Source organism: Lentzea sp. HUAS12 (assembly GCF_024125735.1).
Lineage (GTDB): Bacteria > Actinomycetota > Actinomycetes > Mycobacteriales > Pseudonocardiaceae > Lentzea > Lentzea albida.
In genome coordinates this window covers 1,361,215-1,383,369 of sequence record NZ_CP099738.1, presented here as the reverse complement: position 1 = coordinate 1,383,369, position 22,155 = coordinate 1,361,215, and the positions used below count along the sequence as shown (strand labels likewise).

General features: G+C 74.2%; 1 protein-coding gene. It reads right to left on the bottom strand.

Annotated elements, in window-relative coordinates; all coding sequences use genetic code 11:
* Nucleotides 1–20: 20 nt before the first annotated feature.
* Complete coding sequence (locus tag ND450_RS06190) at nt 21–22,148, bottom strand: SDR family NAD(P)-dependent oxidoreductase (RefSeq protein ID WP_371927670.1); 22,128 nt, start codon at nt 22,146–22,148, stop codon at nt 21–23.
* Between the last annotated feature and the right edge of the window lie 7 nt (nt 22,149–22,155).

Genomic DNA, 22,155 nt, shown 5'->3' with positions numbered 1-22,155 from the left:
ACGCAAAAGGTGGAAGTGGGTCAGAGTTCGTTGTCGAGCAGGGAGAACATGTCGTCCAAAGTGGCCGATTCGAGGTCCGCCCGGTCGTCCGAGCCCGCGCCGGTCTTGTCCCGCCACAGCGCGACCAGCTGGCGCAGCCTCGTTTCCACGCGTGCCCCGTCGGTGGTCGCCGGGTCCAGCGCCGACAGCGCCGTCTCCAGCCGGCCGATCTCACCGTCCACACCGGACGACTCGGCGGCGGCCGCGGGGACCACCTCCGCCTGGAGGAACTCCGACATGGCGTCCGGAGTCGGGTAGTCGAAGATCAGCGTCGCCGGCAGGCGCAGGCCGGTGGCCTCGCCGAGCCGGTTGCGCAGCTCGACCGCGGTCAGCGAGTCGAAGCCCAGGTCGGTGAACGCCCGGTCGGGCTCGACCACGCCCGGTCCGGAGTGACCGAGCACCGCCGCCGCCTGCGTGCGCACCACGTCGAGCAGTGCCTGCCGGGCGTCGGCCTGGGACAGACCGGTCAGCCGCCGCTTCAGCTCCTCCGCCTGTCCCGCGGCGTCGGCCGAGGCCGACCGGCGGGCCCGCTGCGGCGGCACGAGCGCCCGCAGCAGCGGTGGCACGGAAGAGGTCTGGGCGTGCGCCCTCAGCCCGGCCAGATCCAGCTTCACCGGCACCGTCACCGGTGCCGCCATGGACGTCGCCAGGTCGAAGAGCGCCAGCCCCTCGTCCGGGGTGAGCGCACCGACGCCGTCGCGTGCCATCCGGCCGCCGTCCGTCGCCTCGCCCATGCCGTCGGCCCAGAGACCGTAGGCGAGGGACGAGGCGGGCAGACCCAGCGAGCGCCGGTGTTCCGCGAGTGCGTCGAGGAACGTGTTCGCCGCGGCGTAGTTCGCCTGGCCCGGTGCGCCCAGGACGCCCGCGGCCGAGGAGAACAGGACGAACATCGCCAGGTCTCGTCCTCGCGTGAGCTCGTGCAGGTTCCAGGCCGCGTCCACCTTGGGGCGCAGCACCTTCTCGAGCCGCTGCGGGGTGAGCGAGGTGAACACGCCGTCGTCGAGCACGCCGGCGGCGTGCACGACACCGGTGAGCACCGGGATGCTCTCCAGCAGGTCCTGCAGGGCGGACCGGTCGGCCACGTCGCACGCGGCGACGCGGACCTCGGCGCCCAGCCCGGTCAGTTCGGCGGCCAGTTCCCGCGCACCCGGCGCGTTCACACCGCGCCGGCCCACGAGAACGAGGTCCCGCACGCCGCGGGTGGTGACGAGGTGCCGGGCCACGACGGCGCCGAGACCACCGGTACCGCCGGTCACGAGGACCGTGCCGCGCACGTCCAGTGCCCGCGGCACGGTCAGGACGACCTTGCCGGTGTGCCGGGCCTCGGAGAGGTGGCGGAGCGCCTCGGGAGCCTCGCGGACGTCCCAGGAGCGGACCGGCAGCGGGGTGAGCGCACCCGACTCGAACATCGTGATCAGCTCCTCCCACATCGTCGCGATCCGGTCGGCGCCCGCGTCGTCCAGATCGAGCGCCCGGTAAGTCACACCTGGATACTGCCCTGCGAAATCGCTGATTTGGCGAAGATCGCCGTTCCCCATTTCCACGAACCGCCCACCGCGCGGCAACAGCCGCATCGACGCGTCGGTGAACTCGCCCGGCAGACCGCCGAGGACGACGTCGACACCGCGGCCGTGGGTGGAGGCCAGGAACTCCTCCGCGAAGCCGGGGGTGCGCGAGGAGGCGATGCGGCTGTCGGGCATGCCCGCCACCCGCAGGACGTCCCGCTCGTCGTCACCGGCCGTGCCGTAGACCTCCGCACCGAGGTGGCGGGCGATCTGGGTGGCGGCCATGCCCACGTCGCCGGCCGCGGCGTGGATGAGCACCGACTCCCCGGTGGACACCCCCGCCAGGTCCTTGAGCGCGTACCAGGCGGTCAGGAACGCCAGCGGCACGGAGGCCGCCTGCTCGAACGTCCACTGGTGGGGCACCTTGGTGACGAGCGCGCGCTCGGCGCGGACGACCGGCCCGACACCGCCGGACACCAGGCCCATCACCGGATCGCCGACGCGGAGGTCCGTGACGCCCTCCCCCAGCTCCAGCACGACGCCCGCGACTTCGCGGCCGAACAGCCCGGCGTCACCGGAGCGGCCGCCCGGGGCGGTGAGCACGTCCTGGGAACTCGCTCCCGCGGCGCGGACGCCGATCCGCACCTCGTGTGCGGCCAGGAGCGCGGCGGCCTCCGGGAAGGGTTGGAGCGTGAAGCGGTCCGGGTCCGCTCCTCCCGGGGAGTCCACCCGCCAGGTGTCCTCGCCAGGCGGGGGCACCAGTTCCGGCGCACTGCTCGCGGGCAGCAACCGGCAGGCGTGCACGACGCCGTCGCGCACCGCCAGTTGCGTCTCCTCGCCGAGGTTCGCGAGCGCCAGGTCCACGTCGTCCCCGGAGGCGTCGAGCAGCACCAGCCGGCCCGGGTTCTCCGCCTGGGCACTGCGGACGAGGCCCCAGAGCGAGGCCGTGACCGGGTCGACGGCGTCGGAACGGCGTGCCCGCACCGCGTCGCGGGTGAGCACGACGAGCCTGCCGTCCGCGTTGCGCTCGTCCGCCAGCCAGTCCTGGACGGTGGCGAGGGTGCTCACCAGCACGGCGTGCACGGCCTGCGGGACCGGCTGTTCGGGCGCCCCCACCCTGAGCACCGCCACCGGCGGCGCGGTGTCACCGGCCTCGTCGAGGTACGACCAGGCGACCGGGTCGACGCCGCCCGCCACCGGGACCCACTCCGTCCGGAACAGACTGTCCGAAGTGGACGGACTGGTGTCGAGCTGCTCGGCCGAGACCTCGCGCAGCACCAGGGATCCGACGGTGAGCACCGGTGCACCCGCGGTGTCGGTGAGCTCCAGCCGGACCGTGTTGGCGTCGGTCGGGGTCACCGTCACGCGCACGGCGGTCGCGTTCGTGGCGTGCAGCGAGACGTCGCGCCACAGGAACGGCAGGAGCGCGGTCGTGTCACCGGCGAACCCGAGCAGCCCGATCGGGTGCAGGGCCGCGTCGAGCATCGCCGGGTGGATGCCGAACCGCGCCACGTCCCCGTGCGCCGCCTCCGGCAGCACCACGTCGGCGAAGATCTGCTCGTCGTGCAGCCAGGCGGAGGTGACGCCCTGGAACACGGGGCCGTAGCCCAGGCCCGTGGCCGCCAGGTCGGCGTAGAGGCCCTCCAGGTCGAGGACCTCCGCTCCTGCGGGCGGCCATGCGCCGGCCGCCGCCGGGAGGGGTTCCTCGTCGGGCATGAGCACGCCTGCCGCGTGCTGCGTCCACGGTTCCCCGACGGAGGCGTCGGCCTGCCTCGAGTACACCGCGACCTCGCGCCCGCCGTCCGCGGCCGCGGCGCCGACCACGACCTGCACGGCCAGCCCGCCGTGGTCGGGCAGCACCATGGGCGCCGCGAGGGTCAGTTCGGCCACCCTCGCGCAGCCGAGCTCGTCGCCCGCGCGGACGGCCATCTCGACCAGGGCCGCGCCGGGGACCAGCACGGTGCCGAGCACGGTGTGGTCCAGGAGCCACGGCTGGGTGGAGCGCGACAGCCTGCCGAAGCAGATCAGCCCGTCCCCGTTCGGCGTCGTCGCGGTCGCGCCGAGCAACGGGTGCTCGGTCGTCGACAGTCCGAGCCCGGCGGCGTCACCGGTCGCCTGACCGCTCTCGAGCCAGTAGCGCTCGCGCTGGAACGCGTAGGTCGGGAGCTCGGTGCGCCGCGCTCCGGTACCGGCGAAGAACGCCTCCCAGTCCACGGCCACGCCCGCCGCCACCAGACGGCTGAAGGCGCTCGTCGCGGACTGCGGCTCGCCGCGGTCCTTGCGCAGCAACGGGACGAACACCGCGCCGTCGCCCACACAACCGTGCCCCATCGCGGACAGCACGCCGTCCGGACCCAGCTCGGCGAACTTGGTGACGCCCGCGGCCTCCAGCGCGCGCATCCCGTCGGCGAACCGGACGGTGTCGCGGACGTGCCGGACCCAGTACTCCGGGTCGGTCAGCTCGGTCGCGAGCTCGCCGGTCACGTTCGACACCACCGGCAGCACGGGCTCCCGGTAGTCGAGCGACCGCGCGACTTCGGCGAACTCGGCGAGCATCGGTTCCATCAACGCCGAGTGGAAGGCGTGCGAGACCTCCAGCCGCCTGGTCCGGCGGCCGCGTGCGCGGAACACCTCGGCCACGGCCAGCGTCGGGGCCTCCGCACCGGACAGCACGACGGCGGACGGGCCGTTGACGGCGGCCAGGCCCACCTCGGCGGTGAGGTGCTCGCGCACCTCGTCCTCGGTGGCCTCGACGGCCACCATCGCGCCTCCGGCGGGCAGTGCCTGCATCAGCCGCCCGCGCGCCTCGACCAGCGTGACCGCGTCCCGCAGGGACAGCACCCCGGCGACGTGCGCCGCGCTCAGCTCACCGATGGAGTGCCCGGCCAGGAAGTCCGGCCGCACACCCCACGACTCGACCAGCCGGTACAGCGCGACCTCCAGCGCGAACAGCGCCGGTTGCGCGGTGCCCGTGCGGTTCAGGACCGCCGCGTCGGCGATGTCCCGGATCCCCGGCAGCAGCGCCGCGATCTCGTCGTAGGCCTCGGCGAACACGGGGAACGCCGCGTGCAGCTCACGTCCCATGCCCAGCCGCTGGGAACCCTGACCCGTGAACAGCACGGCGAGCTTGCCCGGGACGGCACGGCCGGTCGTCACGTTCGCCGCCGTCACACCGTCCGCCAGGGCGGCGAGCCCGGCGCGCACGTCGGCGGGGCTGCCGGTCACGACCGCGCTGCGCTCGTGCGCGGCACGCGTGGTGACCAAGGAGTACGCGACGTCCACCGGTTCGGCGAGCTCCGCGTTGAGCAGACGCGCCGCCTGCTCGCGCAGCGCGTTCTCGGTCCGTCCGGAGAGGACGTACGGCAGCAGCGCCGGCGTCCTGACCTCGCGCGGGGCCACCGGGACGTCCGGTCCCTGTTCGAGGATCACGTGGGCGTTGGTGCCGCTGATGCCGAACGCCGAGACAGCCGCCCGGCGCGGACGGTCGCGCTTCACCCACAGCCGGGCCTCGGTCGCCAGTTCGACCGCACCCCCGGCCCAGTCCACGTGCGGGGACGGCGAGTCGATGTGCAGGCTCGCCGGGACGACGCCGTGCCGCATCGCCTCGACCATCTTGATGATCCCGGCGACGCCGGCCGCGGCCTGGGTGTGGCCGATGTTGGACTTCACCGAGCCGAGCACCAGCGGCACGTCCCGGTCCTGGCCGTAGGTGGCCAGCAGCGCCTGCGCCTCGATCGGATCGCCCAGCGCGGTGCCGGTGCCGTGCGCCTCGACCGCGTCCACGTCCGAAGTGGACAGTTGGGCGGCGGCGAGGGCCTGGCGGATCACCCGGACCTGGGACGGGCCGTTCGGCGCGGTGAGGCCGTTCGACGCGCCGTCCTGGTTCACCGCGGAACCCCGGACCACCGCGAGGACGCGGTGACCGTGGCGCTGGGCGTCGGACAACCGCTCCAGGAGCAGGAAGCCCGCGCCCTCCGACCAGCCGGTGCCGTCCGCCGCCGCGGCGAACGGCTTGCACCGGCCGTCGGCGGCCAGACCGCGCTGCCGCGAGAACTCGATGAACGGGTTCGGCGTGGCCATCACCGTCGCACCGCCCGCCAGCGCCAGGTCGCAGTCGCCCGACCGCAGGGCCTGTGCCGCGAGGTGCAGTGCGACCAGCGACGACGAGCACGCCGTGTCGACCGAGACGGCGGGCCCCTCCAGCCCGAAGGTGTAGGACACGCGGCCGGACAGCACGCTGTTCGCGCTGCCGGTGCCGAGCAGGCCCTCGAACCCGTCGGGAGTGCTCGTCAGGCGGGAGGCGTAGTCGTTGTACATCACGCCGGCGAACACACCGGTGGGGCTGCCCTTGAGCGTCGCCGGGTCGATCCCGGCGCGCTCGAAGGCCTCCTGCGCGGTCTCGAGCAGCAGGCGCTGCTGCGGGTCGACGGTCATCGCCTCGCGCGGCGAGATGCCGAAGAACTCGGCGTCGAAGTCCGCCGCGTCGAGCAGGAACCCGCCCTCGCGGGCGTAGCTCGTCCCGGTGTGGTCGGGGTCCGGGTGGTACAGGCCGTCGAGGTCCCAGCCGCGGTCGGCGGGGAACGGCGTGATGGCGTCGGTGCCCTCCGCGACCAACCGCCAGAGGTCCTCCGGCGAGCGGACGCCTCCGGGGTAGCGGCAGCTCATCGCGATGATCGCGATCGGCTCGTCCGGGGCGGCGGACCGCACCGGCACCACCGCGGCGGTCTCCGTCGCGCCCAGGAGCTCGGTGCGGACGTAGTCGGCCAGCGCCCGGGGCGTCGGGTAGTCGAAGATCAGCGTCGCCGGCAGGCGCAGGCCGGTGGCCTCGCCGAGCCGGTTGCGCAGCTCGACCGCCGTGAGCGAGTCGAAGCCCAGCTCGGTGAACGCGCGCCCCACCTCCACCGCGGCCGTGCCGCTGTGGCCCAGCACCTCGGCGACGCGCACCCGGACGAGGTCCGTCACGTGCGCCTGCTGGTCGGCCGCGGAGAGCCTCGACAGCGTTTCCAGCAGCGCCGACACCGCCTGGGCGTTCACGGCGCTGCGCAGGCGCGGCACCCGGACCAGGCCGCGCAGCACGGCCGGGATCGGCGACGTGCGGGCGTGCACCTGCAACGTCGCGAGGTCCAGCTTCACCGGCACCGGCACCGCCGTCTCCGCCGCGAGCGCGGAGTCGAACAGCGCCAGACCCTCCTCTTCGGACAGTGCGCCGAAACCGTCACGGCCCAACCGGTCCACGTCGGACCCGTCGCCCATTCCGTCGGCCCACAGGCCGTAGGCCAGGGACCGGGCGGGCAGCCCCGCGGCGACCCGCTGCCCGGCCAGTGCGTCGAGGACCGCGTTCGCCGCGGCGTAGTTCGCCTGCCCGGGACCGCCGAGGATGCCGGAGACCGAGGAGAGCAGGACGAACTGGCTCAGCGGACGATCCCGCGTCAGCTCGTGCAGCGTCACGGCCGCGTCGGCCTTGGGACGCAGCACGGTGTCGACCCGGTCCGGCGTCAAAGCCGTGACCACGCCGTCGTCGAGCACACCGGCGGCGTGCACGACCCCGGTCAGGTCGGGGATCGAGTCCAGCAACGCTGCCAGGGCATCCCCGTCCGCGACGTCGCACGCCTCGACCCGCGCGCCCAGTTCCGCGGCGAGGTCGGCCGCTCCGGGCGCTTCGAGGCCACGACGGCTGGTCAGCACCAGCTTCGTGACGCCGTGCACCCGCGCGAGGTGCCGGGCGACGGCGGCGCCGATCCCGCCCGTGCCACCGGTCACGAGGACGGTGCCCTCGCCCCACGCGGCCGGCTCTGCGGTACGTGCCCGGACGAGCCGGGGTGCCAGCGTCTGTCCCTTGTGGACGCGAACCTGCGGTTCGCCGGTCGCCAGCGCCGCGTCGACGTCGTCGCCTTCGACGATGACGAACCGGCCGGGGTTCTCGGACTCCGCGCTGCGGACCAGGCCGCGCACCGCCGCACCGGCCAGCGAGTCGTCGGTCACGACGACCAGCCGTGCGTCGGAGAACCGCTCCTCGGCGAGGAAACCCTGGATCTCCGTCAGGGTGCTGTGCAGCACGTCCCGGTAGTCGCCCGCGGGGACGTCCAGGACCAGCGCCGCGGGAACGTCGTCGCCGACCTCCCGCAACGGCAGGTGCTCGACCGGGGTCTCCTGTGCGGGCACGGGAACCCACGTCAGCTCGTACAGCGGCTCGTCGGTCGTGCGCAGCTGCTCCGCGGAGGCGGCGCGGACGACCAGGGAGCCGATCGTGGCGACGGGCACGCCGGTGCTGTCGGCGACGAGCACCGAGACCCGGTCGGCGCCGGTCGAGGTGACCCGGACGCGCAGGGTGGTCGCGCCGGTCGCGTGCAGGGTCACCGAGCCGAACGAGAACGGCAGGCGAGTCCCCTCCCCCGCGATCAGCCCGATCGTGTGCAGCGCCGCGTCGAGCAGCGCGGGGTGCAGGCCGAACCGGCCGGCCTGGTCGTGCTCCGACTCGGGCAGCGCGACCTCGGCCCAGACGTCGTCGCCGGCGCGCCAGGCGGCCCGCAGGCCCTGGAAGACCGGCCCGTAGCTCAGCCCGGCGGCCTCGAAGTCCTCGTAGAGCCCGTCGAGCTCCACCGCCTCGCCCGCGGGCGGCCAGGCCGCCAGGTCGAACGCCGGCGCGGACGTCGCGGGCGACAACGTGCCCGCCGCGTGCTCGGTCCACGATCCGTGCGCCCCGCGGGTGTGCACCGACACCGGTCGCCGCCCGGCGCCGTCGGCCGCGCCGACGAGCACCTGGACGTCCAGCGAACCGGACGCCGGCAGCAGCAGCGGCGCCTGCACCGTCAGCTCCTCGACCGCGGCACAGCCGGCTTCCTCGCCGGCGCGCACGACCAGTTCCAGGAGCCCGGTCCCGGGCAGGAGCACGGTGCCCAGCGCGGCGTGGTCCGCGAGCCACGGGTGCGTGGCCAGGGACAGCCTGCCGGTGAGCGCCCAGCCGTCACCGTCGGCGAACGGCACGGCGGCACCGAGCAGCGGGTGCTCGGTGGGCACGAGACCGACGGACGAGACGTCCGCGCCCGCGCCGGACGAGGCGAGCCAGAACCTCTGGTGCTGGAACGCCGAGGTCGGCAGGTCGACGACCCGTGCGCCGGTCCCGGCGAACACCGCGGACCAGTCGACCTGCTCCCCGCTCGTGTACGAGGCGGCGAGTCCGGTCAGCGCGGACGTAGCCTCGTCGCGGTCCTTGCGCAGGAACGAGGTGAAGAGGCCGTCGGCGCTGTCGGCACCCATCGCCGACAGCACGCCGTCCGGGCCGACCTCGAGGAACCGCGTGACGCCCTTGTCCCCCAGCCAGGAGACGGCGTCGGCGAAGCGCACGGTCGCCCGGACGTGCTCGACCCAGTGGCCGGAATCGGTCAGCCGGTCGGTGACGAGCTCCCCGGTGACCGTGGAGACGACCGGGATCGACGGCGCCGTGTAGGTCAGCGATCGCGCGACCTCGCCGAACTCGGCGAGCATGGGCTCCATGAGCGCCGAGTGGAAGGCGTGTGAGACCGCCAGCCGCTTGGTGCGGCGGCCGAGCTCCTCGAACCTCGCGGCGACCTCGAGGGTCGGCGAGGCGGCACCGGAGAGCACCACGGCGTTCGGGCCGTTGACCGCGGCCAGGGACACCTCGGGCGACAGGAACTCCTGGACCTCGGCCTCGGTCGCCTGGACGGCGACCATCGCGCCGCCCTCGGGCAGCGCCTGCATCAGCCGGCCCCGCGCCGACACCAGCTTCGCCGCGTCCTCCAGCGACAGGACACCGGCGACGTGCGCCGCCGCGATCTCACCGATCGAATGCCCGGCAACGAAGTCCGGCGTGACGCCCCACGAACTCACCAGGCGGAACAACGCCACTTCCAGCGCGAAGATCGCCGGCTGCGCGTTGCTCGTCCGAGCGAGCACGTCGGCGTCGGAGATGTCCCTGATGCCGGGCAGGAGTGCGCAGACCTCGTCGTAGGCCCGGGCGAAGACCGGGAAGGCCTCGTACAGCCCGGAACCCATGCCGGGTCGCTGCGAGCCCTGGCCGGTGAACAGCACGGCCGTCCGTCCGGAGAGGACCCGGCCGGTCGTGACCGACGCCGTGGTCCCGCCGGACGAGAGCGCGGTCAGACCGGCGCGCAGCTCCTCCGCGGTGGAACCGACCACGACAGCCCGGTGGTCGTGCGAGGTGCGCGTGGTGGCAAGGGAAAGCCCGAGGTCGGCGTGCAGGCCGTCGACCGCCAGCAAGCGGGCCGCCTGCTCGTGCAGTGCCTGCTCGGTGCGGCCGGAGACCACCCACGGCACGACGGGGAGCTCGACGTCCTCGCGCGGCGCGACGGGCTCGTCCCGCACCTGCTCCAGGATCACGTGTGCGTTGGTGCCGCTGATGCCGAAGGACGACACGGCGGCGCGACGCGGCCGGTCGACGTCGGGCCAGGCGCGCTGCTCGGTGAGCAGGCTGACGTCACCGGATGCCCAGTCGACGTGCGGGGTCGGCTCGTTCAGGTGCAGCGTCGCGGGAAGCACGCCGTGGCGCAGCGCCTGCACCATCTTGATCACGCCCGCCACACCGGCCGAGGCCTGGGTGTGGCCGATGTTCGACTTGATTGAGCCGAGGTAGAGCGGCTCCTCCTCGCGCTCCTGGCCGTAGGTGGCGAGCAGCGCCTGGGCCTCGATCGGGTCGCCCAGCGGGGTGCCGGTGCCGTGCGCCTCGACGACGTCCACAGTGGACGAGGCAATGCCCGCACTGGCCAGCGCCTGCCGGATGACCCGCTGCTGCGAAGGCCCGTTCGGGGCGGTCAGGCCGTTCGACGCGCCGTCCTGGTTCACCGCGGAACCCTTGACCACGGCCAGGACCCGGTGACCGTGGCGCCGGGCGTCGGACAACCGCTCCAGCACCAGGACGCCGACGCCCTCCGACCAGCCGGTGCCGTCGGCGTCGACCGAGAAGGACTTGCACCTGCCGTCGACCGCGAGACCGCGCTGGCGGGAGAAGCCGATGAACGTGTCCGGCGAGGCCATGACGGTGACACCACCGGCCAACGCCATCGAGCACTCACCCGAGCGCAGTGCCTGCATCGCCCAGTGCATGGCGACCAGCGAGGACGAGCACGCCGTGTCGACCGTGACGGCCGGGCCCTCCAGCCCGAGGGTGTAGGCCACGCGCCCGGACAGCACGCTGCCGGACGTGCCGGTGCCGATGAAACCCTCGACGCCGTCGGGCAGCACGCCGAGGCGCGCGCCGTAGTCGTGGTACATCAACCCGGCGAACACGCCGGTCCGCGAGCCCTTGAGCCCGGACGGGTCGATCCGCGCGTGCTCCAGCGCCTCCCACGAGACCTCGAGCAGCAACCGCTGCTGCGGGTCCATCGCCAGCGCCTCGCGCGGCGAGATGCCGAAGAACTCCGGGTCGAAGTCGCCGGCGTCGTGCAGGAACCCGCCCTCGCGCGTGTAGGTCTTGCCCTGCGCGTCGGGGTCGGGGTGGTAGATGCCCTCGACGTCCCACCCGCGGTCCTCGGGGAAGCGGGTGACCCCGTCGCGGCCGTGGGTGACCAGGTCCCACAGGTCGTCGGGCGAGGCGATGCCGCCGGGGTAGCGGCAGGCCATGCCGACGATGGCGATCGGGTCGTCGCCCAGTGCCACGGAGGTGAACTCGGGCGTCACCGGGCCGGCCAGCTCGTCGACGAACTCGGCCTGGACGAACTCGGCCAGCGCGAGCGGCGTCGGGTAGTCGAACGTGAGCGTGGCGGGCAGCCGCAGTCCCGTGGCCACGTCGAGGCGGTTGCGGAGCTCAACGGCGGTGAGCGAGTCGAAGCCCAGGTCGCCGAACGCGCGGTCGGTCTCGACCGCGTCCGGGCTGGTGTGGCCCAGCACGAGCGCGACCTCGGTGCGGATCAGTTCGAGCAGCTGACGCAGCCGCTCGGCCGGGGGAAGCGCGCCCAGCCGCTGGCGCAGGCCGGTGCCTTCCTCCGCTCGCGCGGTGCGGCGCGGGCGGACCCTGACCAGGTTCCGCAGCACGTGCGGGACCACACCGGTGGCCTTCGCGCTCTCCCTGGCCGCGGCGACGTCGAGCCGCAGCGCGACCGGGTTCGCGTCGTCGCCCAGCGCGGCGAGGTCGAACAGCGCCAGGCCGTCCTCGGCCGACAGGGCCGCGAAGCCCGCGGCACCGGCCGCCTGGCCGTGGCCCATGCCCTCGTCCCACAGGCCGTAGGCGATCGACGTCGCCGGCAGGCCCTGCGCGCGGCGGTGGGCCGCCAGCCCGTCGAGGTAGCCGTTCGCCGCCGCGTAGTTGGCCTGGCCGGGCGCGCCGAGCGTGCCCGCGATCGACGAGAACGTGACGAACAGGTCGAGGCCGGTGGTCAGGTCGTGCAGGTGCCGGGCGGCCTCGGCCTTGGGGCGCAGCACGGCTTCGACGCGTTCCCGCGTCATCGCGTCGAGCACGCCGTCGTCCAGGACACCGGCCGCGTGCACGACACCGCGCAACGGCCGGTCGGCGGGGACGAGGGCGAGCGCGGTCTCGACCTGGCCGCGGTCGGAGACGTCGCACGCGGCGACCGTCACCTCCGCGCCGAGGTCGGTCAGCTCCCGCACCAGCGCGGGTGCGCCGGGGCTGTCGCCACCGGAACGGCTGACCAGCAGCAGGTTCCGGACGCCGTGGCGTTCGACGAGGCGACGGGCGACCAGCGCGCCGAGGCCTCCGGTACCGCCGGTGACGAGGACCGTGCCGTCGAGCGACCAGTCGTCGCGGCCGGTCGCCTTGGCGCGGACCAGGCGCGGGGCCCTCAGCTCGCCGTCGGCGAGCAGGACCTCCGGCTCGCCCGTGCCCACTGCGGCGGCGACGTCACCGTCGCCGTGCACCAGCACGAACCGGTCGGGGTGCTCGGCCTGCGCGCTGCGCACCAGACCGCTCACCGCGGCGTGCGCGGGAACGCCCGGGGTCGTGCGCACGACCAGCTTCGCCTCGCGGTCCTCCGCCAGCCACGACTTCAGCAGCTCCAGGACCTCGGCGGTCAGGTCTGCCACCGCGCCGTCGGCGACGACGTGGTCGACGAACGCGTCCGCCGCCGTACCGGGTGCGACCGGCACCCAGTCGATCGTGAAGAGGGCGTCCCGTTCCGCCTGGTCGGCCGATCGGAGCTGCTCCTCGCTGATCTCCCGCAGCGCGAGCCGGGCGACCGAGAGCACGGGGGCGCCGGTGACGTCGGCGACCCGCAGCGACAGCGCGCCCGAGCCCGCCGGGGCGAGCCGGACCCGCAAAGCGGTCGCACCAGCCGCGTGCAGCGTCAGGCCGGCCAGCGAGAACGGCAACCTGGCCCCGCCACCGGACAGCCCGACGGCGTGCAGCGCGGCGTCCAGCAGGGCCGGGTGCAGGCCGAACCGGCTGACGTCGGTGTCCTCGGGCAGTTCGACCTCGGCGAACGTCTCCTCGCCCCGGCTCCAGGCGGCGCGCAGGCCGCGGAACACCCCGCCGTAGTCGAGTCCGGCCTCGGTGAGGGTCGCGTAGAAGCCGTCGAGGTCGACCGGTGCGGCGTTCTCCGGCGGCCACACGGTCTCCGGTTCGCCCGGCTGCTCACCGCGGGCGAGCGTGCCGGTGGCGTGCAGGGTCCACTCGTCGTCGGTGTCGGCCGCCTCGGGACGCGAGTGGACCGTCACCGTGCGGCGACCGTCCACTTCGGAGTCCGAGACGGAGACCCGGAGCTGCACCGCCGCGCTGCCGAGCAGCAGTGGCGTCTGGAGGACGAGTTCCTCGACCGTGCCGCAGCCGACCTCGTCGCCCGCCCGGACGGCCAGTTCGGCGAACGCGGTGCCGGGGAGCAGGACCGCGCCCATGACCTTGTGCCCGGCGAGCCACGGCTGCGCGTCGAGCGACAGCCGGCCCGTGAGCACGAGTCCCCCGTTGTCCGGGAGTGCCACGGAGGCGCCCAGCAGCGGGTGGTCCAGCGCGCCGAGACCGAGGCTCGGGGCGTCTCCCGCGCCCGGCGTGGAGTGCAGCCAGAACCGCTGCCGCCGGAACGGGTAGGTGGGCAGGTCGACGACCGCCGCGGCACTGCCGGCGAAGTACTCCCGCCAGCCGATCTCCTCGCCGTGGCTGTACAGCGTGCCCAGTGCGGTGACCAGCGAGGTCGTCTCGTCGCGGTCCTTGCGCAGGGACGGGACGAACGCCGCCTCCACGGTGCCCTGCCCGAGCCCGGACAGGGCCGCGTCGGGGCCGATCTCCAGGAACCGGGTGACGTCCAGGGCGGCGAGCGCGGTCAGGCCGTCGGCGAACCGCACCGGCTTGCGCACGTGCTCGACCCAGTACTCCGGCGACGTCAGCGTGCCCGGTTCCACCAGCGCACCGGTCACGGTGGACACGATCGGCACCTTCGGTTCGCGGTACTCGATCGACTCCGCCACCGCGCGGAACTCGTCGAGCATCGGCTCCATGAGCACCGAGTGGAACGCGTGCGAGACCGCCAGCCGCTTGATGCGGCGGCCGAGCTTCTCGAACTTCTTGGCGGCCTTGAGGGTGGGCGAGGCGGCACCGGACAGCACCACGGCGTTCGGGCCGTTCACCGCGGCGAGGGACACCTTGGGAGACAGGAACTCCGCGACTTCTTCTTCCGTCGCCTCGACGGCGACCATCGCGCCACCGTCGGGCAACGCCTGCATGAGACGGCCTCGCGCGGAGACCAGCTTGGCCGCGTCCTCCAGCGACAGGACACCGGCGGCGTGTGCCGCCGCGATCTCACCGATCGAGTGTCCCGCGAGGAAGTCCGGCGTGACGCCCCACGAGCTCACCAGGCGGAACAACGCCACTTCCAGCGCGAAGATCGCGGGCTGCGCGTTGCTCGTCTGGGCGAGCACGTCGGCGTCGGTGATGTCCTTGACGCCGGGCAGGAGTTCGCAGACCTCGTCGTAGGCCCGGGTGAAGACCGGGAACTCCTCGTACAGCCCGGAACCCATGCCCAGCCGCTGGGTGCCCTGACCGGCGAACAGGAACGCCAGCCTGCCGGGAGCGGCCAGACCGGTGACCACGCCGGCGGCCTGGCCGGTGGTGGCGAACGCCGACAGCGCGGCGAGCGCGCTCTCGCGGTCGGTGCCGATCACGACGGCACGCCGTTCGTGCGACTGGCGGGTCGTCGCCAGCGAGAAACCGAGGTCCAGCAAGGACTTCGAGCCCGTGTCCGCGGCGAGGCGGCCCGCCTGGTCGCGCAGGGCCTCCTCGGACCGGGCGGACAGCACCAGCGGCACGACCGCGGGCGGGGTGCTCCGCGTCTCGGCCGCGGCGGGTGCCGGGACGTGCTCGAGCACGACGTGCGCGTTGGTCCCGCTGAAGCCGAACGACGACACGCTCGCACGGCGCGGCGCACCGGTCTCCGGCCAGTCGACCTGTTCGGTGAGCAGGCGGATCGAGCCCCGGTCCCAGTCGACCTGGCCGGACGGCGAGTCGATGTGGAGGGTGCGCGGCAGCACGCCCTTGTGCATGGCCTGCACCATCTTGATGACACCGGCGATGCCCGCGGCGGCCTGGGTGTGGCCGATGTTCGACTTCACCGACCCCAGCCACAACGGCTGCTGCCGGTCCTGGCCGTAGGTCGCGAGCAGTGCCTGCGCCTCGATGGGGTCGCCGAGCCGGGTGCCCGTCCCGTGCGCCTCCACCGCGTCGACGTCCGAAGTGGACAGACCGGCGTTGGCCAGCGCCTGCCGGATCACCCGCTGCTGCGAAGGCCCGTTCGGGGCGGTCAAGCCGCTGGACGCGCCGTCCTGGTTCACCGCGGAACCCTTGAGCAGCGCGAGCACCGGGTGGCCGTTGCGCCGCGCGTCGGACAACCGCTCCAGCAGCACCATGCCGACGCCCTCGCCCCAGCTGACGCCGTCGGCGCCGTCGGCGAAGGCCTTGCAGCGGCCGTCGAGCGCCATGGCCTGCTGCTTGCTGAAGTCGATGAACGGGCCGGGCGTGGACATCACGGTCACACCACCGGCGAGGGCCAGCTCGCACTCACCGGAACGCAGCGAGTGGGCGGCCATGTGCAACGCCACCAGCGACGACGAGCAGGCGGTGTCGACGGACACGGCCGGACCCTCGAAGCCGAAGGTGTAGGCGATCCGCCCGGACATCATCGAGCCCGAGGTGCCGGTGCCGAGGAACCCCTCGACGTCGTCGGGGATCGTCTTCAGCTGCGAGGCGTAGTCGTGGTAGATCGCGCCGGCGAACACGCCGGTCGTGCTGCCGCGCAGGTCCGCGGGCTTGAGCCCGGCGCGTTCGAACGCCTCCCAGGAGACCTCCAGCAGCAACCGCTGCTGCGGGTCCATGGCCAGCGCCTCGCGCGGCGAGATCCGGAAGAACTCCGGGTCGAAGTCGCCCGCGTCCTCCAGGAAGGCCCCGACCCGCGTGTTCGAGACGCCCTGCTTGCCGGGCGTGGTGTCGAACAGCGCCGCCAGGTCCCACCCGCGGTCGTCGGGGAACGGGGAGATCCCCTCGCGGCCCTCGGACACCAGCGTCCAGAGGTCCTCCGGAGAACGCACGCCGCCGGGGAACCGGCAGCTCATGGCGACGATCGCGATGGGGTCGTCGGCGGCGGCGACCTGCGCCCGCACCTGGGGCGCACCCGCGACGCCCAGCTCGCCGAGCAGTTCGGCGCGCAGGAAACCCGCCAGCGCGACCGGGGTGGGGTGGTCGAACGTCACCGTCGACGGCAGGCGCAGGCCGGTCGCGGAGCTGAGGCGGTTGCGCAGCTCGACAGAGGTCAGCGAGTCGAAGCCCAGGTCCAGGAACCCGCGGCCGGGCTCGATGCCACCGGGGGTCACGTGGCCGAGCACCAGCCCGACCTCGGTGCGGACCAGGTCCAGCAGCTCGTGGTCCTGCTCGGCCTCGGTGAGCGAGGCGAGGCGGCGCGCGAGCGAGGAGTCCCGCCCGGCACCGGACTGCGCGACGCGCCTGGCCGGCGTGCGGACGAGGCCGCCGAGCACGGCCGGCAGCGCGGTGCCGCGTGCCGAGGCGCGCAGCGCGGGCAGGTCCAGTTTGACCGGGACGGCCACGGGCGCGTCGGCCGCGAGCGCGGCGTCGAACAGCGCCAGGCCCTCCGGCACGGTGAGCGCGGGCGTACCGCCGTTGCGCAACCGGGCGAGGTCGGCCTCACCGAGCGCCTCGCCCATGCCGGCGGCCCACAGTCCCCACGCCATCGACTGGCCGGGCAGGCCGAGGGCCCGCCGGTGTTCGGCGAGCGCGTCGAGGTAGGCGTTCGCGGCGGCGTAGCTGCCCTGTCCCGGCGCGCCGAGCACACCGGCGGCCGAGGAGAAGGTGACGAACAGGGCCAGGTCGTGGTGCGCGGTCAGCTCGTGCAGGTGGCGGGCGGCGTGGGCCTTGGGCCCGAGCACGCCCGCCACCCGCCGCGGGGTCAGCGAGTCGATCGTGCCGTCGTCGAGCACACCGGCCGCGTGCACCACGCCGGTCAGCGCGACGCCGTCCAGCAGTGCGGCCAGCGCGTCGCGGTCCGCCACGTCGCAGGCCGCGGCCGACACCTCGGCGCCCAGCGCGGTGAGCTCGTCGACGAGCTCCTGCGCGCCGGGGGCGGCGAGTCCGCGGCGGCTGGTGAGCAGCAGCCTGCGCACGCCGTGATCGGTCACGAGGTGCTTGGCCACGACGGCGCCCAGGCCACCGGTGCCGCCGGTCACGAGCACCGTCCTGTCCGGATCGGCCGACCTCGGCATGGACAGCGCGACCTTGCCGATGTGCTTGGCCTGGCTCAGGAAGCGGAACGCCGCCCGTGCCTGGCGCACGTCCCACACCTTCACCGGGAGGGGCTCGAGCACGCCCTGGTCGAACAGCTCGACGAGGGCGGTCCACATCTGCGCCGTGCGCTCGGGTCCCGCCTCGCTCAGGTCGAACGCCTGGTAGCGCACGTCCTGCCGGATGCCGGCCACGTCGCGGACGTCGGCCTTGCCCATCTCGAGGAACCGGCCTCCCGGCGCCATGGTCCTCAGCGAGGCGTCCACGAAGTCGCCCGCCAGCGCGTTGAGCACGACGTCGACCTGGCCGAACCGCTGCTCGAAGTCGAGCGTGCGGGACGAGGCGATGTGCTCGTCGGCGATGCCCGCCTCCCGCAGCACGTGCTGCTTGCTCTCGCTCGCCGTGCCGTACACGACGGCACCCAGGTGGTGCGCGAGCTGGGTCGCGGCCATGCCCACGCCACCGGCGGCGGAGTGGATCAGGATCGACTCCCCCGCCTTCAGCTCGCCCAGGTCGCACAACGCGTAGTAGGCGGTGAGGAACACCAACGGCACCGTCGCGGCCTGCTCGAACGTCCACCCCGCGGGCTTGCGGGTGATCATCTGGCGTTCCACCACCGCCGACGGGCCACCGCCACCGGCGACCAGGCCCATCACCTCGTCACCGGGCGCGAGGTCGGTCACGGACGAGCCGACCTCGGTCACGACACCGGCGAACTCGCTGACGAGCAGTCCGGCCTCGCCGCGGTACATGCCGAGGACGTTCAGCACGTCCCGGAAGTTCAGGCCCGCCGCGCGCACGGCGACGCGGACCCCGGTCGGGTCGAGCGGCTGCGCCTGCACCGGCTCCAGCACCAGGTGGTCGACCGTGCCCTGGCCCGTCATGCCCAGGCGCCAGTCGCCCGCGGGCGGGACCATGCGGCCGGTGGTCTCGGTGGAGACCAGGCGCGGGACCAGGAGCTCGCCGTCGCGCACGGCCAGTTGCGGCTCGTCGGACGCGATGGCGGCGTCGGTGATCTCAGCGGCGTCGACCAGCGCGAAGCGGTCGGGGTGCTCGGACTGCGCGGAGCGCACCAGGCCCCAGACCGCGGCCACGACCGGGTCGATGCCGGTGTCGTCGGGGCCCGTCGAGACGCCACCGGTGGTGTGGACGACCAGCTTCGCGGTCTCGAACCGCTCCTCGGCCAGCCACCGCTGGAGCACGTCCAGCGTCGCGGCGAGCGTGCTCTCGACGTCCTCGCCGCCGGCGCGGTGCACGACGACGGGCGGCACCTCGTCGCCCAGGTCCTCCCAGCGCACCCAGCCGACCGGGTCGCCCGCGGGGGCGGTGACCGGCTTCCAGGCGAGTTCGTAGAGCCCGTTCTGGTCGGCGGCCGTGCGGATCTGCTCGGCCGACACCGGTCGCACCGCCAGGGAACCGACGGTGGCGATGGGCGCGCCCTGGCCGTCCGCGACCTCCAGGGTGATCGCGTCCGTGCCCGCCGGGGACAGCCGGACCCTCAGGTCGGCGGCACCGGAGGCGTGCAGGGCCACGTCGGCCCAGGCGAACGGCAGCCGGGCCTGGCCGTCGCCGAGCGCGAGGGCGTGCAGGGCGGCGTCGAGCAGCGCGGGGTGCAGGCCGAACCGGCCCGCCTGGTCGCGGGCGCGGTCGGGCAGCGCGACCTCGGCGAAGGTGTCCTCGCCCCGCGTCCACACCGCGCGCAGGCCCTGGAACGTGTCGCCGTACTCCAGACCGAGTGCGGCGAGCTCCTGGTAGTGGCCGTCCAGCCGGACGGCCTCGGCGCCGGGCGGCGGCCACTCGGTGAGGTCCCAGGGCGTGTCCTGGCGGGCCGTGGTCAGCGAACCGGAGGCGTGCAGCGTCCACGCGCCGTCGACGGCGGCTTTGCTGGGACGCGAGTGCAGGGTCAGCGGACGGCGGCCCGCCTCGTCCGGCGCGCCCACCCACAGCTGGACGTGCACGCCCCCGTCCTCGGGCAGGACCAGCGGAGCCTGGAGGGTGAGCTCCTCGATGCCGGTGAGACCCGTCTCGTCGGCCGCGCGCACGGCCAGTTCGACCAGCGCCGTGCCGGGCACGACCACCGCGCCCATGACGACGTGGTCGGCCAGCCACGGGTGGGTCCTCGTGGACAGGATGCCGGTGAACAGGAACCCGTCGGCGTCGGCGACCGACACGGCGGCACCGAGCAGCGGGTGGTCGAGGGAGCTGAGGCCGAGCCCCGACGCGTCGCCCGCGGGGGCGGTGACGGGCAGCCAGTAGCGGTCCCGCTGGAACGGGTAGGTGGGCAGGTCGACGACGCGGGCACCGGAGAGGTACGCGGCCCAGTCGACCCGGCCGCCGTGCACGTGCAGGTCGGCGAGGCCCGCGAGCAGCGTCGTGACCTCGTCGCGGTCGCGGCGCAGCGCGGGGACGAACCGGCCGTCCGCGCTGTCCTGGCCGGCGGCGGACAGCACGCCGTCCGGGCCGAGCTCCAGGTACCGCGTGACACCGGCCGCGGCCAGGGTCCTGACGCCGTCGGCGAACCGGACGGCCTCGCGGACGTGCCGGACCCAGTAGCCGGGGTCGCAGATCTCCTCGGTGCGGGCGAGCTCGCCGCTGACGTTGGAGACCAGCGCGATCTTCGGGGTCTGGTAGGTGATCCCGTGCGCGACCTCGGCGAACTCGGCGAGCATGCCGTCCATCAGCGAGGAGTGGAACGCGTGCGAGACCTGGAGCGCCTTGGTCTTGCGGCCGGAGGCGGCGAAGCCCGCGGTCACCGCGGCCACGGCGTCCGCGTCGCCCGAGATCACGACCGCCTGGGGACCGTTGACCGCGGCGATGTCGACGCCGTCGCGCAGCGCGGCCCTGACCTCCTCCTCGGCGGCCTGAATGGCGGCCATGGCGCCGCCGGTGGGCAGTGCCTGCATGAGCCGGCCGCGGGCGTGCACCAGCTTCGCCGCGTCCTGCAGCGACCAGACTCCGGCGACGTGCGCCGCGGCCAGTTCGCCGACCGAGTGGCCGATCAGGAAGTCCGGACGCACACCCCACGACTCGACCAGCCGGTAGAGCGCGACCTCGAGCGCGAACAGCGCGGGCTGGGCGTTGCCCGTCTGGTTGAGCACGTCGGCGTCGTCGATGTCGCGGATGCCGGGCAGCAGTGCCGCGATCTCGTCGTAGGCCTCGGCGAAGGCCGGGAACGCCGCGTACAGCTCGCGGCCCATGCCCAGCCGCTGGGAACCCTGTCCGGTGAACATGACGGCGAGCTGGCCGCCGACGGCCTCGCCGGTGGTGACGCCGAGCGCGCCGGACCCGTCGGCCACGGCGCGCAGACCCGCGCGCAGGGAGTCGAGGTCGGTGCCGGTGACGACGGCGCGGCGCTGCCCTGCCGCCCGCGTCGCGGCGAGCGAGTAGCCGATGTCGGCCGGGTCCTCGTCGACCGACAGCAGCGCCTCGGCCTGCGCCCGCAGGGCGGCCTCGGTCCTGCCGGACAGCACCCACGGGATCACGGCGGGCGCGGGTCCGCGGTCGGGCAGCTCCGCGGGCTCAGGGGCCTGTTCCAGGACGACGTGGGCGTTGGTGCCGCTGATGCCGAACGACGACACGCCCGCACGGCGGACGCGGTCGGCGGGCCACGCGCGGTTCTCGGTGAGCAGCGAGATCGTGCCGGACGACCAGTCGACCTGCGGGGTGGGGGCGTCGACGTGCAGCGTCGCGGGCAGCACGCCGTGGCGCAGCGCGAGGATCATCTTGATCACGCTCGCGACGCCGGCGGCGGCCTGCGTGTGCCCGATGTTCGACTTGACCGAGCCGAGGTGCAGGGGGCGGTCCGCCTCCCGGCCGCGGCCGTAGACGGCCTGCAGCGCCTGCACCTCGATCGGGTCGCCGAGGGTGGTGCCGGTGCCGTGCGCCTCGATGGCGTCGACATCCTTCGCGGACAGGCGGGCGTCGGCGAGCGCGGCGCGGATGACGCGCTGCTGCGACGGCCCGTTGGGCGCGGTGAGGCCGTTGGACGCGCCGTCGGAGTTGACCGCCGTGCCGCGGATGACGGCGAGGACCTGGTGACCGTTGCGCTGGGCGTCGGACAGCCGCTCGAGCACGACCACACCCGCGCCCTCGCCCCAGCCGGTGCCGTCGGAGGCCGCGGCGAACGCCTTGACCAGACCGTCGCGCGACAGCCCGCGCTGGCGGGAGAACTCGACGAACGCGCCGGGGTCGGACATGACCGTGGCGCCGCCGGACAGCGCCAGGTCGGACTCCCCGGCGCGCAGCGAGCGGACCGCGAGGTGCAGGGTCACCAGCGACGCCGAGCACGCCGTGTCGACGGTGACCGACGGGCCCTCCAGCCCCAGCACGTAGGAGATGCGGCCGGACAGGACGCTGCCCGCGGTGCCGGTCCCCAGGTAGCCCTCGACGCCTTCGACGCCCCTGGCGATGTCGCGCGCGTAGTCCACGCCGTTCGTGCCCATGAACACCCCGGCGCGGCCACCCCTGAGCGACGTGGGGTCGATCCCCGCCCGCTCCAGCGCCTCCCACGAGGTCTCCAGCAGCAGGCGCTGCTGCGGGTCCATCGACACGGCCTCGCGCGGCGAGACGCCGAAGAACTCCGGGTCGAACTCGTCGGCGTCGTGCACGAAGCCGCCGAGCCGCACGTAGCTCGTGCCCAGGTGGTCGGGATCGGGATCGAACAGGCCGTCGACGTCCCAGCCCCGGTTGACCGGGAACTCGGTGATCCCGTGCCGGCCGGTGACCAGCAGGTCCCAGAACTGCTCGGGTGTGCGCACGCCGCCGGGGAAGCGGCAGCCCACGCCCACGACGGCGATCGGCTCGGCTTCCCGGTCCTCGACCTCGGCCAGGCGGTTTCGGGTGCGCTGCAGCTCACCGGTGACCCGGGTCAGGTAGTCGCGCAGCTTGGCGTTCTCATCCACGGTTGCC